Origin of the sequence: Nonomuraea sp. NPDC000554, from assembly GCF_040300065.1 — a bacterium.
In the GTDB taxonomy this organism is placed as follows: Bacteria; Actinomycetota; Actinomycetes; order Streptosporangiales; family Streptosporangiaceae; genus Nonomuraea.
On sequence record NZ_JBEPDC010000018.1, the window covers coordinates 1 to 15,373 of the forward strand.

Annotated in this window: 16 protein-coding genes; 5 read left to right on the forward strand and 11 right to left on the reverse strand. The window is 65.3% G+C overall.

What is annotated here, in order from left to right:
- Positions 1-488: 488 nt before the first annotated feature.
- From ABT294_RS30115 to ABT294_RS30140, 6 genes are all read right to left on the reverse strand, one after another.
- Positions 489-1,142, reverse strand: a complete 654-nt coding sequence (locus ABT294_RS30115; RefSeq protein WP_350809667.1) for a hypothetical protein — start codon at positions 1,140-1,142, stop codon at positions 489-491.
- 327 nt (positions 1,143-1,469) lie between these two features.
- Positions 1,470-1,877, reverse strand: a complete 408-nt coding sequence (locus tag ABT294_RS30120; RefSeq protein WP_350809668.1) for a DUF4279 domain-containing protein — start codon at positions 1,875-1,877, stop codon at positions 1,470-1,472.
- A gap of 604 nt (positions 1,878-2,481) precedes the next feature.
- Entirely contained in the window at positions 2,482-3,711 is a 1,230-nt protein-coding gene (locus ABT294_RS30125) for an RNA polymerase sigma factor (RefSeq protein WP_350809669.1), read from the reverse strand.
- A gap of 14 nt (positions 3,712-3,725) precedes the next feature.
- Positions 3,726-4,115 carry a YciI family protein gene (locus ABT294_RS30130; RefSeq protein ID WP_350809670.1) on the reverse strand — a complete coding sequence of 130 codons (390 nt, stop codon included), beginning with the start codon at positions 4,113-4,115 and terminating at the stop codon, positions 3,726-3,728.
- Complete coding sequence (locus tag ABT294_RS30135) at positions 4,112-4,528, reverse strand: hypothetical protein (RefSeq protein WP_350809671.1); 417 nt, start codon at positions 4,526-4,528, stop codon at positions 4,112-4,114. The genes ABT294_RS30130 and ABT294_RS30135 overlap by 4 nt, the downstream gene beginning before the upstream one ends.
- 31 nt (positions 4,529-4,559) lie before the next feature.
- Positions 4,560-4,952: a DoxX family protein gene (locus ABT294_RS30140; protein WP_350809672.1), complete on the reverse strand. Its 393-nt coding sequence runs from the start codon at positions 4,950-4,952 to the stop codon at positions 4,560-4,562.
- Positions 4,953-5,466: 514 nt separating this feature from the next.
- Here ABT294_RS30140 and ABT294_RS30145 point away from each other — a divergent pair.
- Positions 5,467-5,946, forward strand: a complete 480-nt coding sequence (locus tag ABT294_RS30145; RefSeq protein ID WP_350809673.1) for a hypothetical protein — start codon at positions 5,467-5,469, stop codon at positions 5,944-5,946.
- Between the two features lie 301 nt (positions 5,947-6,247).
- The gene (locus ABT294_RS30150; RefSeq protein ID WP_350809674.1) at positions 6,248-6,835 is read left to right on the forward strand and encodes a hypothetical protein; all 588 of its coding nucleotides are present in this window, start codon (positions 6,248-6,250) and stop codon (positions 6,833-6,835) included.
- Positions 6,836-6,838: 3 nt separating this feature from the next.
- On the opposite strand, the gene ABT294_RS30155 is transcribed toward ABT294_RS30150, so the two are convergent.
- Entirely contained in the window at positions 6,839-7,369 is a 531-nt protein-coding gene (locus ABT294_RS30155; RefSeq protein WP_350809675.1) for a hypothetical protein, read from the reverse strand.
- 89 nt (positions 7,370-7,458) lie between these two features.
- Between ABT294_RS30155 and ABT294_RS30160 the strand changes: the two genes are divergently transcribed.
- The gene (locus ABT294_RS30160) at positions 7,459-7,644 is read left to right on the forward strand and encodes a hypothetical protein (protein ID WP_350809676.1); all 186 of its coding nucleotides are present in this window, start codon (positions 7,459-7,461) and stop codon (positions 7,642-7,644) included.
- A 553-nt stretch (positions 7,645-8,197) separates the two neighbouring features.
- Here ABT294_RS30160 and ABT294_RS30165 read toward each other — a convergent pair.
- The 3 genes from ABT294_RS30165 to ABT294_RS30175 form a co-directional block, all read right to left on the reverse strand.
- Positions 8,198-10,171: a WD40 repeat domain-containing protein gene (locus tag ABT294_RS30165; RefSeq protein WP_350809677.1), complete on the reverse strand. Its 1,974-nt coding sequence runs from the start codon at positions 10,169-10,171 to the stop codon at positions 8,198-8,200.
- A 383-nt stretch (positions 10,172-10,554) separates the two neighbouring features.
- Positions 10,555-11,454, reverse strand: a complete 900-nt coding sequence (locus ABT294_RS30170; RefSeq protein WP_350809678.1) for a hypothetical protein — start codon at positions 11,452-11,454, stop codon at positions 10,555-10,557.
- Positions 11,451-11,807 carry a PadR family transcriptional regulator gene (locus tag ABT294_RS30175; RefSeq protein ID WP_350809679.1) on the reverse strand — a complete coding sequence of 119 codons (357 nt, stop codon included), beginning with the start codon at positions 11,805-11,807 and terminating at the stop codon, positions 11,451-11,453. The genes ABT294_RS30170 and ABT294_RS30175 overlap by 4 nt, the downstream gene beginning before the upstream one ends.
- A 408-nt stretch (positions 11,808-12,215) precedes the next feature.
- On the opposite strand from ABT294_RS30175, the gene ABT294_RS30180 reads away from it, so the two are divergent.
- Positions 12,216-12,785, forward strand: coding sequence for a GNAT family N-acetyltransferase (locus ABT294_RS30180; protein ID WP_350809680.1), 570 nt, complete (start codon positions 12,216-12,218; stop codon positions 12,783-12,785).
- A 131-nt stretch (positions 12,786-12,916) separates the two neighbouring features.
- Here the strand turns inward: ABT294_RS30180 and ABT294_RS30185 are convergent, their stop codons facing one another.
- Positions 12,917-13,465, reverse strand: coding sequence for a hypothetical protein (locus tag ABT294_RS30185; protein WP_350809681.1), 549 nt, complete (start codon positions 13,463-13,465; stop codon positions 12,917-12,919).
- Between the two features lie 758 nt (positions 13,466-14,223).
- On the opposite strand from ABT294_RS30185, the gene ABT294_RS30190 reads away from it, so the two are divergent.
- Entirely contained in the window at positions 14,224-15,084 is an 861-nt protein-coding gene (locus ABT294_RS30190) for a hypothetical protein (RefSeq protein ID WP_350809682.1), read from the forward strand.
- Positions 15,085-15,373 lie beyond the last annotated feature (289 nt).

A 15,373-nucleotide genomic window follows, 5' to 3' on the forward strand; every position in this document is an offset into this window, starting at 1 on the left:
GCCCTCCGCCCGCCCGCCGTCCGGGCGTGCGGCCTGGGGGCCGGTCCCGGACGGCGGCGGGACACCGGGCCGGCCACCGCACGCTAGTCGCACCGTGCCCATCGAACGCTCCGGCCGGGGTTGCCGCGCCGCCGCACAGATGCAGTCCTTACGATCGCCGCTGCAGGGCTGGCCTCCGCATGTGCTTGGGGGCGATCGACGGTCCAGGGCTTCGTTCCTCAGCCCCGGCCCAACGAACAACGTGGCTGATCACCTTATAGACGGTGGAGGGCGATGAGGTTCGGCGCTCAGTTCATGCACCTAGAGGCCCCGCCCGTTACCGCGCGAGCGTTCCCATCACCAGCTGTAAGCGGTCATGAGAGAAACCTGGCTGGCGGCCATGTCGGTCCAGGTAGGTGGCCACCTGGTTCCTGGTGAACGGCCAGGAGAAATCCGACGGCTAGCATCATCCTGCCCGACCTCGCCCCGGGCTGAGTGCTCCCCGAACACTACTCTGTGGAGATCGCATCCAACCGGCCTCCGAGAGGGCGGACCCACTGTTGTCCCCGAGCAAATCGGTCGACGTCCAAGCGCACGCTGGTCATCGCTTCCACGGTCGCTAGCGCGGTCTCCCACTCAGGGTAGGGAGCGGAGGGTTTCACACCGGCCTGGTCGTCCGTACGCTGCTGGTCGGCAAGAGCGCGCAGGGCCCCGAGGTAAGAATCCAGAGCACGGGGATTTGGGCCCCAGCACCCTGAAGGCTCGGGATAAAGGGTGTCCAACTCGGTGACGAGCTGCCCATCGGCCGCATAGAACAACCTGTTCGCATTGTTGATCAGATACCAGAAGCCCCACGCCTGCGCGTTCTCGGTCAGACGAGCCCAGATGTCGGGACCGTCGATATAGACGTTGGCCGCCAGCACGATCACGCCGTGGTCGCTCTGTTCCAACACGGCATGTTCCGCCGGCTCCAGCACCGTTCGGGGGCTCGCCGTGTTGGGGACAGCGCCCAGCCGGCGAGCGACATCGGCGACCGTGAGGGGCTCCTCACGGCCTCGCACGACCATCCAGAACAGTGCGTTGGTGCTGCCATCCTCCATCCGTTCCAGATCCTTTAGGAGCTGTATGTAGTAGTTGATCATCTCGGGCGTGACCGGACTCATGCGTCTCCTTCTCGATAAGCGAGACGACAGGGTAGCGACCGATTACGACGTTTTTCGATCACGAGGTGGACCCTAACCCGGCCACAATCGCCGCCAGGTATCGCTGTGGCGTCAAAGCCTGGATCTGGCCCACATCGGCGATGGCACGCTGTCGTCTGCGATCGTCACGGCCTTGCCAGGCTCCTCCTCGGGTCGTTCCGCTCAAGCACGGTGGCCGTGGGCCTTCAGAAGTTTTGGCCGCACACCAGGAGGATTCCTGGCCGTGTATTGGGATGCTCGTGGCCGCCCACTATGAGAACTTCATGTTTGCCCACACCAGCCCTGCGATCAGTCGTATTCGTCGATCCATAGATCGGCTCCAGCTCTGTGAAGAAAACTGATGGCTTCTTCGTTAAGAACGAGCCCTCGCGGACTGAAGCCCTCTCCTGGTTCGAACGACCGAAGCATGACCAACGTGGCTGCTGCACCACCAGCGGTCAACTCTCCGATTCGACCCCAGGCGCCGGCCAACTGATTCATCACGGCTTCCACCTGCTCATTGAGTGAGGTGGTGTCCGCAAAGCCGGAGTCGAGCATCCATTCGTGTCGTGGCGGTACAAGGCGCCCACTCTTCCTGCCGCGTCGTGACGCCTTCGCCTCAGATCGAGTCGGCTCGACGCCCACGTACTGGGTGATCTGACCGGGATCCAGTTCATCGGACTGGATCATAAAGTAGACCTGCTGCTCGACGATCACATGGACACGGTAGCGGTTCAAGTGTCGGCGAGCGCTTGCACGACTGGGCAGGGGCAGTCGCTTCTACTGCTCAAGACCTTGATCGTCGTGCCATTGGCGTGCCATTGAGGGCGGTCAGCAGCGGTCAATCACGGTCACTCGCGGACTGTCCCCAGCGCAGGTCGAGGCCGTTGCGCCTGAAGATCAGACCGTTTTGCAAGCAGGATGTCAGGAGTTCGAATCTCCTAGGCTCCACCCCACGTCAAAGGCCACTTTCCGTGATCGGGAAGTGGCCTTTGCGATCTTGTGCAGCTGCAAAAATACAGCTACAAGTCCAGACGAGTGCCGAGCTGCTCGCGGGCCTTGTCACCCACAGCCCGAGTCGTCGGTCTTGGTCTTGTCTCGGTGCAGGAGTTGGTCGCCTACCTGGGTGAGTTGGCGATTAGTTCTCAAGGGCGTGCGAGCCAGGGCAGGACAGAACGGCAGATCACGGACGCGTAGACGGCGATTGTGCTACGCGCTGATCCTTGACGTCCCTTACTGGCGTGGTTCTGACCGCCGTCCTCGTCTCGATATCCACGTGCAGCGCCGCGCTGCGGCCTGGAGAGCCGATGGTTCGAGGGTGTCAGCGGACATCCAGCCGGGCGGCGCGGGTCAGCAGGTAGCGGCGCTCGGGAAGGCTGGTCGTGAGCCGGGCAGCGGCACGGTACTCCGCGGCCGCGGCCGCCCTCTCGCCGGCTTCCTCAAGCAGGTGCCCGCGCACCGCGTGCAGTCGGTGATGGCCGGCCATCCGCTGGTCCCCGGCTACTGTCTCGAGGACGGCCAGCCCAGCTGCGGGGCCGCTCAGCATCGCCACCGCCACAGCGCGGTTCAACGTGACCACGGGGTTGTCAGCGAGCTGGTCGAGCACCTGGTAGAGGGCGGCAATCTGCGCCCAGTCGGTGTCTTCGAAGCGTCTCGCCTCGGCGTGCACGGCGGCGATCGCGGCCTGCAACTGGTAGGGGCCTGGCCGCTTGCGCGGCAATGCGTCGGTCAGCAACGCGATGCCTTCATCGATCACCACCCGGTTCCACCGACCGCGGTCCTGTTCCGCGAGCGGGACCAGTTCGCCGTCCGGGCCGATGCGGGCCGGACGGCGGGCATCGGTGAGCAGCATCTCGGCGAGCAACCCGCTCACCTCAGGGACATCTGGCAGCAGCCGGTGCACCATCCGGGTCAGGCGGATCGCCTCCGCGCACAACTCGCCGCGATGCAGCGACTCCCCTGCCGTGGCGGTGTAGCCCTCGTTGAAGATGAGATATAGCACGTGCAGGACGACGTCGAGGCGACGTGCGCGATCCCGGTCATCGGGCATCCGGAACCGGCCGCCCACCTCCAGGATGCGTTTCTTCGCGCGGCTGATCCGCTGGGCGAGCGTCGCCTCGGGTAGCAGGAGCGCGCGGGCGATCTCAGCGGTGGTCAGGCCGCCGACCGCCCGCAGGGTGAGCGCGACCTGCGCGGGCGGATTCAGCGCGGGATGGCAGCACAGGAACAACAGCAGCAGGGTGTCGTCCGCGTCCCCGGCAGGCGAGACGTCGGCCGCCGGTGACAGCAGGTCGGCGGGCAACACGCGTGATGCTTCTTGCTGCTCTCGTCGGCGGCGGGCCTGCTCGCTGCGCAGCAGGTCGGTCATACGGCGGGTGGCGACTGTGGTCATCCAGCCCGGCGGATTGTCCGGCATGCCCTGCTCTGGCCACTGGGTCGCGGCCGCGAGCAGCGCCTCCTGAACGGCCTCCTCGGCGAGGTCGAAGTGGCCGTAGCGGCGCGTGAGCGCGGCGAGGACCTGCGGCGCGAGCTCGCGCAGCAGGTCCTCCATCCGCGGGGGTACGGTCACATCTCCCGGCCGGCGTCGTCCATGACCGGCCGCAGCTCCACCCGGCTGTGCACGATCGCGGCAAAGCGCGCGGCCAGCTCGACCGCTCGGTCGTGCGAGGCGACGTCGATCACCCCGAACCCGGCGAGCACCTCCTTGGCCTCGGCATACGGTCCATCGGAGGCGACGGGCCGCCCGTCACGGATCTCCACGGTCATCGTGTGCGAGGGGTCGGCCAGCCCGAAGCCGGTGACCATCTCGCCGGAGGCCGCGAGGTCGGCGTAGAACGCCGACATGGAGCGGAAGTGCTCGGCGACCTCCTCTGGAGACCAGGTCGCCTCCGTAGCGCCGAGGCCCAGGGTGTCCCACGCCGACGCGTCGCCAAATGTCATGATCATGTACTTCATCGGGCCAGCTCCTCCACCCGCGTCATGTTCGACTCGTAGCCGCCGCCCGGCCACTGCCAGGCGCCGGTGTTGCGCACGCCATCGGCGTCGAAGGTGCCGACGAACTTGGCCGGGGAGTCGACGCCGCCGTACCAGATTGTGAGGGTATCGTCGGCCAGTTCGTAGACGTACTCGAGGATCTCGCCGTTCTGGCTGAAGAAGTGCGAGCGCAGCTGGCCGCTTTCGGCGTGGAAGCCGATGTACTCGACGCCGCGGTTGACCTCACCGTCTTGGACGAGCTCGACGTGCTGCACGAGGAAGCCGCCGCCGTCCATCCACTCGTAGCGGACCGTACCCGACAGGCCGGGTCCATCGATGACCCAGGTGCCGACGAGCGGTTCCAGGCTGCGCAGGGTGTTCGTTGTCGCGGTCACGATGTTCTCCTCTGATGTTAAGGGTGAAGGGTCAGCGATGGCCGCGCCGCAGTACCGCAACGGCGGCCGCGAGCAGCAAGAACACCAGCGGCAGCGCCGGGCTGGTGCCGAGCGCCGCGACGTTGGTGACGGTGGCGCCGATCATCAGCGCGACGAGTCCGACGGCGGCCGCGCGGGCCAGCTGCGGGACGAGTAGACCGGCGGCACCCGCGAGCTCGAGGCAACCAACGACGATCCGCAGCCACTGGCCGACCCCGATCTCGTCGAACATGGCCGTCATCTGCGCGTCGCCGAAGAGCTTCAGCAGCCCGCCGGAGGCGAACTGCAGGGCGAGGCCGAGCTGCACGACCCAGGACAGCGCGGTTCGGATGCGGCTGCGGGTCCGGGCAGTGGTCCTGGTCGAGGGCGTAGTCGTGGTGGTCACAGTGGTCTCCCTGGTGTGCTGTGCTTCACCCTCTCTGTCGGAGACGTACGGGCGCTCTCGACAGTGCAGCCGAAATTTCTTCTGTCGCGTGGTGACTTCCGCCCACCGGGACCCGTCAGCCGCGAGCGGACGGCCCACCTCTGGTGCTCAGCCGCTGACGAAGCGCCCAATACCGGCAACGCCGTCGAGAAATCATCAAAGAAATGGATGGTCCCTTCGGTGCGCTCGCGTGGATGAGAACGACCTGGCCCTACAGCAGCGAGGTACAGCAACGGAGACACACAACCCCTGTCGCCGACGACCGTCCCCACACGCCCGACTGGGGAAAGAGACCCTCCACGTCGTGACTGGCTCCCGTTTGCAAGCAGGATGTCAGGAGTTCGAATCTCCTAGACCCCACCCAGCCGCATCCCGTGATCGGGAAGTGGCCTTTTCGATCTTGTACGGCTGAGAAGTACAGCTACACGTTCAGCCGGGGTAGCAGAAGCCAAGCAAGCCGACGATCATGATGTACATGGCATTACTCAGGTTGCTGGCGGTCAGCCTTCTCAGCGCCGTCGTTGCGCTGCCCTTCCTCTGGATTCAGCGTGGCGACAACTTCGAGCACGTACGGCTCGCAGCCCTAATGGCGCTGGACGTTGGACAGATCGTAACCGTTCCACTCGGGACGCTGGTCGGCATCGTGCTGCTCGCCACGCGATCGTGGACGCGCACACCTGGCTACGTCCTGGGTGCGATCACGACCGTGTTCGGCGTGATCGTCGCGACGCAGGGCTGGGCCACGATGGACTGGGTCGAAGGACGACCTTCCGGGGTTGGTGATCCAGACGGCGAGTTGGTCATGGCGCTTCTTGCCTTTTTCTCTGGTGTGGTCACGACCTTTGTCGGCGTGCTCATCCTTCTTTTTCGGTGGACTGGTTATGAATCGCAGGCGGCATCGGCACGTCACCCGGCGTCGAAGTCCTTGACCGGCTCTACCTCCCCGACGATGTAGTAGCCGTGCGGGAAAGCCATCTCGAATGTCACAGGGATCGGGCCCTGAAGTGCCACCGTCCGTCACTTCCTTGTCTATCCCCTAGACAGTCCGACCGCTTCGCTCTGACGAGCTGTATAGGGGGTTATGCAAAGGGCGATAGCTGGAGTCTGCCCCAACTGTCTAGGAGGTAAAAACACTGGTCGCCAGTTTATGTGCAGAGCCTTCAACTGGAATGTGGAGGAGTAGTGCAAATGGTGTAAAACCCCTGGTTGATCTATAGCGGCCTGAGCGTGTTAGCCGGGACACTCACCCTGTGTCGGTGTCTCATCTGAAGTCCGCCCGCTGGTCAAAGTGGACCATTGCGATGACCGTTGGTGGCTGGATCTTTCTGGGCACCATGAGCTATCTGCAGATCCCGCTCTACAGGCAGATTTGGTGGTTCGTCCTGCTGGCCATCGCGTTCGGCTGGCTGTGGGCGTGTCTCTGGACCTTCACCGCGGTCATCTCGTACCTCTCGGTCCAGGCGTACGCGCGAGCAGCCATCGCATTGGTCATCGCCGTCACGCTGGGGGCGGTCATCTGGAGAGTCGATTGGCGAACCACATTCATCGACAGCACACTGCGACTTCACCAGGCAAGCTTCGCCGAACTTGCCACTGCTTACCGGGAGGGGAAGCCTCTCGAACCTCCCTGGTGGATGAAGTACCTTTCGATCAACGGAGAAGTCCAGGCCCAGGAGCACGGGCTGTACTTGCCGATCTACCGGGATGAATGGAGATCAGAGAACGGGTCGGGGCTCGCCTACTTTCCAAGCCGGCCCAGCAACGACTACTTGATCCAGACTGCCGAGGGGGACATTGGCCGGCCGATCCGCGACCTGGGGGACGGCTGGTGGTGGGTGGAGTAAGAGTCAGAGCCGAAAGTAGAGCGCAGTGGCGTCGTCGAAGGCCTTGCCGCGTGGCCACCGCGTGCCCTGCGGGTCCGAGTGCTCAGCTGTGCGGACTTGACGGATGACATCGTCAGGGCCGGACTCGTCGAGCGTGTCGAGCACCTGACGCCAGGTGCTCAGGTGAAAGCGGTCAACGAGGCGAGAGGCGCCGTCACTCAGGCATTCCAGAGCCTCGTTCGTACGCCGAAGCATGATCACCGTAGCTGAGGGCGAGCCGGGGTGAGCCAGGTCGCATGTTCCGTCATGGAGTGATGAGATCGTCTTGATCCCTTCTGCCAGCAGTTCGGCCAGGGTGTTGGCGTCCGGAGTCATTGCGGCCAAGAGGGTGGAGCCGAGGGTGCGGGAGTACCAGGCCACACCGTGTGAGCAACCGGAGTCGGCGCCGGGCGGAGTGCCCGCGCCGTCGAGGAGGACGGCGGCATCGGGAGTTGCAGCGACGAAGTCCTCGTTCAGCCGACCGGGTGCCGCTTCGGTGGCGAAGGTGACCTGCACGTCTCAATCCTCCTCATGCCGGTACAGCGGACGAGGCGGATGGGAAAATCGCATTAGAGAGGGGATTCTGGCCGTAGTACCTTCACGTCATGACCTCTGTCGAGCTCTCGATGACCTTTGGTCTTGTCGCCGTGGCCATCACGCTGATCGCAAGAGCACGGCGGCCAGGTCGGACTGATCAGGAGCGTAAGGCGGCTCGCACGGCAGTAGCCATGATGTTCGCCTTCTGGTTCGGCGCGATCCTTATCGGGAAGATCACTCTCTGGACAAGTTGATTACAAGCCCAGGGCCCGACGCCAGACCACTGCCAAGGAGCGCCTGCGGCGTTGCTTAGCACAACCGACGCCAGGAGTTCGACGGAGGCGGGCCTGATCGTCGTGCCATTAGCGTGCCATTAAGGGCGGTCAACAGCGGTCGATCACGGTCACTCGCGGATCGTCCTCCGCACAGGTCGAGGCCGTTGTGCTTGAAGATCAGGCCGTTTTGTAAGCAGGATGTCAGGAGTTCGAATCTCCTAGGCTCCACCCACACAAAAGCCCAGGCCAGACGCCTGGGCTCTTGATCTTTCTAGGGCTTGTTTTCAGGGCCGTGCTCGTTACGTGCCCGATCGCTTCTTCAGGGCCGAGCGCGCCCGCTGGTCGAGCTTCTCGGCCATCTCCCGCTGACGCTCATCCGTGGATCGCGAGGAGATCGAGCGATCCGCGCGTGACGGCCAAGGCCGCGGTTCCCCGTGTGGCAGACATGATCCCATCCCAGATGGGACCTGTGGTTGATCTTTACCTTCTCAGGATGGTGGCTGCCGGTTCTCCCTGTCGAACCATGCCATGGTCAGCTCGATCGGATTGCGGTGAGTACGGCGATGTCACGGCCGAAGCAGACGATGACGTGGCCTTGTGGGGTGGCAGCGACGGCATTGACCAAGTCGGGGAATTCGATGTCAGGGCTGATCTTGTCGAAGGTGGTGAGGCTCCATGCCGCTACCGTTCTGTGGCTGGCGGCAACTGCGATGGGGTGGCCGTCGACCGTGGTGGCGGCGAGTGCGCCCACGGTTCCCGCGGAAAGTTGGCCGATCTGCTGAGCGGTGGCGACGTCCCATACCTTCATCGGTGGGTCGCGCCAGTCATCGTTCGTGGTGATGGCGATGGGGCGTCCGTCCACGATGGTGGCGGCCACGAGGCGTACCGGTTTGCCGTTGCTTCCGGTGGTCTGGAGTCCGGTGTCGCGGTTGATGGTGAGGTCACGGACCCGGAAGCCGCCGCCCCACCGTCCGAGTAGGGCGACGGGCCGGTTGTCGAGCGTGGTGGTGGCGAGGCCGTGTACCCATCGATGGTCGCTCTTGCGGGGGTTGCCGGTCTCTTCGCCGGTGCGGAGATCCCATACCCGGATGGTCTTGTCGTCGCCGGCGGTGATGGCCCGGGGTGGGTCGCCCGTGTCGTCGGCCGCGACGGCGGTTATCGGGCGGCGGTGGGTGGTCAACGGTGCTCCAGCCGCCTTCCCCAGTGTGAGGTCCCAGAGTCGGACATTGCCGTCCTTGCCTCCGGTGATCGCCACCGCGCGACCGTCCACTTGGGTCGCGGCCACAGCAGTGACGGCGCCGGTGTTGTCCGTGAGTGGCTGGCACACCTGATCGCCGGTGTCCAGATCCCATACGCGTACGGTTTCGTCATCGCTGGCGGTGACCGCCACCGGTCGGCCAGCCACTGAAGTGGTGGCCACCGCCGTGATCGCGGCGGCGTGGCGAACTGGTTTGTCGGCCGGTTCGCCGACGATTAGATCGGACACCCGGACCGACCCGCCGTCGCAACTCGACACCACCACCTGCCGACCGTCCACCACTGCTGTCGCCACCGCATGCACCGTGCGGGGATGCTGAGGGAACAGCTCACCGACCAACTCGGCCGTTTTCAGGTCCCACACCTGGATGGTCGGCTCGTTGGAGTTGCAGGTGATCGCCACCAGTCGGCCGTGTACGACCGTGGTCGTCACGGCCTTTAGGTCCGCAGATCGGGGGAGGTCACCGAACGGAAGCCCGGTGGCTAGGTCCGACACGCGTGTGGTCGACTGGTAGCCACCAGAGACGACCACCAGATGGCCGGCAGTCAGCTCCGCGACCGCAACCGCGCTCACGTATCCACCGTGGCCGGTGAACGGGCTGCCCACCGGATCACCGGTATCCAGGTCCCATACCCGGACCGTTCGGTCGCCGCCCGTGACAGCTACCCAGCGACCGTCCAGCACCGCGGTCGCCACCGCGTACACCGGGCCGGTGTGGCCGCGGATCGGTGCCATCACCTCCTGCCGCGTTTCCAGATCCCATACCCGTACCGTCGTGTCGTAGCAACCGGTGACCACCACCCGGCGGCCATGGCGTTCCGCGATCGCGAGGGCCTCCACATTGTCAGCCTGAAGGTGGAGCGGCTCACCCACTGGCCTACCGGACGCGAGTTCCCACACCCGTACGGTGTCGTCGTCACCACCGCTGACCACAACAGGGCGACCGTCCAGAACTGACATCGCCAGCGCCCGCACCGCGTTCGTGTGACCAACCCATGGGGCGCCGACCCGCTCGCCGGTTGACAGATCCCAGACCCGTACGGTGTCGTCGCCGCCTCCGGTGACCGCTACGGCACGGCCGTCGAAGACCGCGGTCGTCACCGCCGCCACCCAATTGGTGTGACCGTCGGTGGTGCCTAACGGCGGGCATGACGTCACGCCCTTCGGCAGCAGACTGGTCCAAGTCTGCTGCACACGCCAGGCAGCAGGACGAACAACCGGAACCTCATGGCGGGACAGTGACGACATGCCGCGCATAGTAGTTGCTGGCACCGGGAGGCGTCTTCAAGAAACCCGGGGTGGTCGTCTTCCCGGGCGGCGGTGCGTAGCCGGAGCTGGCAGGCCCCCCATGGACAACATGGGACGGTCCTTCCTGAGCTGCTAGTACAGTCCCAATAGCCGGGACCCGCCCTTCTTCGCCACCGCCACACGAACACGCGGCGAAAACGTCCACACCGATGTGTCTCTCTGGTTTCTCCTGGAAGCAGACACCATCACCGCCTACGACCAGGGAGAATTCGCGGCCATCACCGCAACCGCGACCAGTCAGCGATCATGGACCATCGTTGCGTGGCCGTCAGCCAGGACGACGACGTTCGAGGGCATCGACGGCGCTGTGGGCGCGTAGCGCATCAGGTGGGTTCCCCGGTGCGGGCCAGCCACGCCGTGACACCCAGCAGCGCCGCCGTCGCGACGGTGACCGCCGTCAGGGCGACCAGGTCGGCGAACCACGACCGCATGACAGCGACGAGGAGGAACGGCATCAGGATGGCAGCCGTCCGGCGGCCCGCAGGGGAGCACAGTGCCATCACGGCCACCGTACCGAGGGCGGCCAGCATCAGGACGGCCCCGAAGGCCTTGGGCAGCAGGACGCCCACGACGCACGCGGCCAGGACCCCGCCCACCCAGGCCAGCAGCCGCCGGGACCCCACAAGGCCGGGACCGGGCGACGGCGCGAGGGTCAGCATCGCCGCGCAGACGCACGCCGGGAAGGCCGACAGCAGCATGCTGGCAGCGATCAGCGGGCGCCCCGAGACGAGAAGCACGTCGCCCACCACTATGGTCCCTTCAGGCAGGGACAGCAGCCAGGCCAGCGTCTCGGCCGCGTGCAACGCCGCCATGGCCCACGCGCAGGCGATTGCCGCCCATCGTCGTCCCAGCCACGCCAGCAGCACGACCAGCCCGTACGGCAGGGCATAGACGAGCGTCGGGATGGCCAGGTCGAAGGCGAACCGTCCGGCGTATCCTGCGGCGCGGAACAGGCCGGCGCCGAACAGCGTGAGAGGGGCGAGGAGGGCCGCCAGGTCGACGGCGGCCCGCCAGTGCCGCCGCGACCCGGGCGGCCCGACCCGGCGCAGCCGGATCGCCAGGCCGCCGCGCACCAGGTCGAATGCCTCCCGTCCGGCCGGGCGACTCTGGCCCGGAGCCGAGGCCGCCAGCAGCACGGCGAGCATCTCCTCCTCGTGCCGCGCCCGGTGGTCCTTCGGGTACCAGGTCAGCAGCCGGCGGTAGCGCCGTTCCAGCGCGGTCACGAGGCGCCGCCGAGGGACAGTTGTGCAGCGGCCGGACTGCGGCGCAGCCGCGCGGTGGCGGTGTCGGCGTTCCGGCGCAGCCGTTCGGCCTCGGCCGACAGCCGGGCCGCGCCCTCGCTGGTGAGCCGGTAGTAGCGCCGGGCCCGGCCGTCCACGACTTCCTCGCGATCGGTCTCGATCAGCTTTTCGCTCTGGAGCCGGTCGAGCGCGGCGTACAAGGTGCCGGCGCGCAGCCGCACCCGCTCACCGGAGATCTTCAGGACGTCGGTGATGATGCCGTAGCCGTGCTGCGGCCCGGCCGCCAGGGCCGTGAGGATCAGGAACGTCGGTTCCTGCATCGACCTGTTCGTCATGGGTCGATATATATCGATGATCTTACTATAGTGCAACACCGCCCCAGCCGCAGATGGGCCAACGAGCTCAGGGGCAACGCGGCATTCGCAGCGTCACCGGCGCAGTCCCCGAAGCAGACGAGGCGGCTCAGCGCGGCTCCCTGACCGTGTGGGGGCCGATGGCATGACACGGTCCTCATGAGTCTGCCGGCGGGTGGGCTTGAGGACTGACCAAGCGCCGATCAGCCAGACCACGAAAGACGCTCGGCTGGGATACCCCAGCCGAGCGTCTCGCTATGCTCCTCGCAGCCAACAATTGATCACTGTGTTGCGACGACCCCCTGGAATGCGCCATCACGGTGCGGGGCGTCCGTGCCAACATCGACCTCGCCGTCAGGCCCACAAGTGGCTATGGCACCCTCTAAGTCCATGCACTTCAGGACAGGCACAACGGATGACGCCGAACTAGTCGCAGCGCTGCACACCGAGAGCTGGCAGACTGCCTACGCCGGAATCATGCCTGCCACCTACCTCAACGGACCGTTGCAGGAAGTGCGCAGGGCCATCTGGACCACGCGACTCGCGTGTTCCACGCTTGAGTCTGTAGGCGAGAACTCCGTCTTGCTGGTCGTAGCGGTTGAGGGCATCGAGCTTCAGGGGTTCGTCTATCTGTTCCTGCAGCCTGACGGCCGGGTCCTGCTGGAAAACCTCCACGTGCACCCCACACGCAAACGCTCGGGCATCGGTCGTCAGCTCATGCGTCACGCCTTCACCTGGGCAGTCACCCATCATCCCGATAAGGACATCTACCTCGAGGTGCTCCGTGATAACGCGCCGGCCATCGGCTTCTACGAGCGAAGCGGCGGCCAGGCCACACGAGAGTTCGTGGAACGCTTCCCGGCAGGCTTTGAACTACCCGTAGTCGAGTACACCTGGAACCCGGACGCCGTCCGAGCCTTGGCGCACACGGGCGTCACATCTGATCTCCTCGCGCCATAGACGCCTCCGGCGGAGCTCTCTGCCGGCGCGGGATTTGGCGGAAGTCCTCCGAGGGAAGCCACGTTCTCCTTGCGGCCCATGGAACCGGCCTTCGCGTGAACGTACATGGACCTCCGTCGCCGGCGATGTGATCAGACCCCTTCCACGAATCGCCCTACCCAGCTCGTGAACCGGGCTCCCAGCTCCCTTTCAGCTGCACGGACCAACTCGTTGGGATCGTCTGGCGGAGCGAGGTCGAAGGTTTGATCCAGCCACGCAAGATATGTCTCGTGGGCTCGACGACGTCTGTCGCCGTCGCGGTGGTACCCCTCGTACGCGCCGAAGTCAACCCCTCCCCAGTCGACCCACAGTGGTCTGTCGCACGCGAGCTGCCGAAACAGATCCCGGGGGGTGCAGGCGATGAGATGAATCCCTCCCTCATCCCCGAACACCGCAACGGGCAAAGTCGACAGGTCCGTGCGGTCGTCCACACGCCAGAGGGCGTAGAACGAACCGGAGCTGTTGGCGTAAGCGAAAGGGAGAAAGCCATCGAGGAACTCCGGAGCGTCCGACCAGCCATCATGTCGAGGCTCTCCGAACTCGATCAGCTCGAACCCGTCCGAGATGAACTCGCCCTCTAGTCGTTCTTGAAGCTCGTTGAGCTGATTCAGTTCCGGCACGGGAGAGTATGTGTCGTTCATGGCTGCTGCTCCGTCGGGATGGGATCGCAAGATCGCCCGATGAAGGATACGGCCAGCAGCAGCCAGGACGCCTTCGCGGCTGTTGGGACGGAGACGCCCTTGTGCGCCAGGAGCGGATCAACGGCGTGGTGAGCTTCCCGACCGCGATCCCGCCTCAAGGAGCCAGGTATACAGCTCCACCGTCTTGGGACGCAGACCCGGACGCGTCTGGGGCGGCCGCGTAGCGGGCGGCCTCAGCTTGGCGGAGTTCGGTGAGGACGAGATTTCGGAGCCGAAGGCCATGAGTATGTGCTGCGCGTCGCTCGCGACCTAAGTCCGGAACTCGCATCGATTGCCAGATAGCGACTCGCCGAGGGGCCGGTTCCTCGACAATTCGGCCGGTCAGCCATCTCGCCGTTTCCGGTGCCGACAGATAGATCGACGGCTGCCCGAGGCGTCGCTATGTGGTCCGTCAAGGATCAGCCAGGAAAGCCTTTCCGGGTCCGTCGCCTCGCTGAGGGAGATGCCGTCCCGCCAAGAACAGGACCATCGACGTCGGGCACGCAGCCGGCGGCCGACGCCATGAAAGGCGCCTGCAAATCTTGGTCAACTGTTCCGAACAGAGCTGCTCCCCGAGCATTCACTGAGCCCAGGCGTGTTTCCCTATTGTTCGGCGATGCCGGCAGGTCATTCGTTACCGACGGGACAAATGTCCATTTCTATATAGGGGCGGCCCGATGGGCTCTTTTTCTAGAATCATCGGCGGCATAGGGGCCGCTGTGCTCGCGGGAACCGCGCTGGGTGCGGTGTCGCCGTCAGCACAGGCGATGTCCAGCCTGGCGAAGGTGGTGAATGTCCCGTGCGATCCGGACGCGCTCGTCACGGCGATCCGAACAGCCAACGGGATCGGAGTCGCCAGGCTCCTTCTCTCGTCCCACTGCGTCTACAACTACACCACCGCGACCGCCCCCGGCGACGCACTGCCGATCATCACGGGCGACATCGCTCTGGTGGGCGGGTCGAGCACGGAGATCAGGCGCGATCCGACCGCACCTGACGCCTTCCGTGTCCTGGAGGTCGCATCCGGGGCGACACTCCATGCCCAAAAGATCTCCATCCTGGGCGGAAGCACGGCGGGCCTGGGTGGTGGAATCCTCAACGCGGGCACCGTGGTTCTGGACCAGACCACCCTTGGCGGCAACCGCGCAGGAAACGGTGGTGCGTTCGCCAATAATTCGGGCGCCAACGCGACGATCTTCCTCAGCCGGCTCAACGCGAACTCGGCAACGGGCGTCGGAGGCGGCGCGATCCTCAACTCGGGGACGCTGACGATATCCAAGAGCGTCCTGGCCGGGAACAGTGCGCCGATCAACGGCGGTGGGCTGAACACCCAGGCGACCGGCGTGTCGCACCTCATCCAGAGCGCCGTGGACAACAACATATCCGGCAGCCTGGGAGGAGGAATCTCCAACCTGGGAACTACCACGCTCGATCGCGTCCTGGTCACGCGGAACAAGGGATCCGCCGGCGGTGGAATCGCCACCGGCAACAACAATGTCAGCATCCGGAACTCGGATATCCGTGACAACATCCCCGATAACTGCAGTCCGCTGAACGCCATTCCGGGCTGCGTCAACTAGTCAAGGGCGGTCAGTCACGGTCACTCGCGGGGCCGCCTTTCGCCCTGAAGATCGGGCCGTTTTGCAAGCAGGACGTCAGGAATTCGAACCTCTTGGGCTCCACGCTGATGAGCCCAGGTCAGAGAGTCGCTCTCTACCTGGGCTTCGTGGTGCTGTGGGGATTGAGGGCCGTACGGCAACGTCACCAATCACCGCAGGGCTGGGATACACCATTCGCCTCCCGCCCGCGTTATCTCGTGCGGAGCTCACACTCTCGCAGTGGCAACGCGACCTCTGGTAGGTCAGGGCA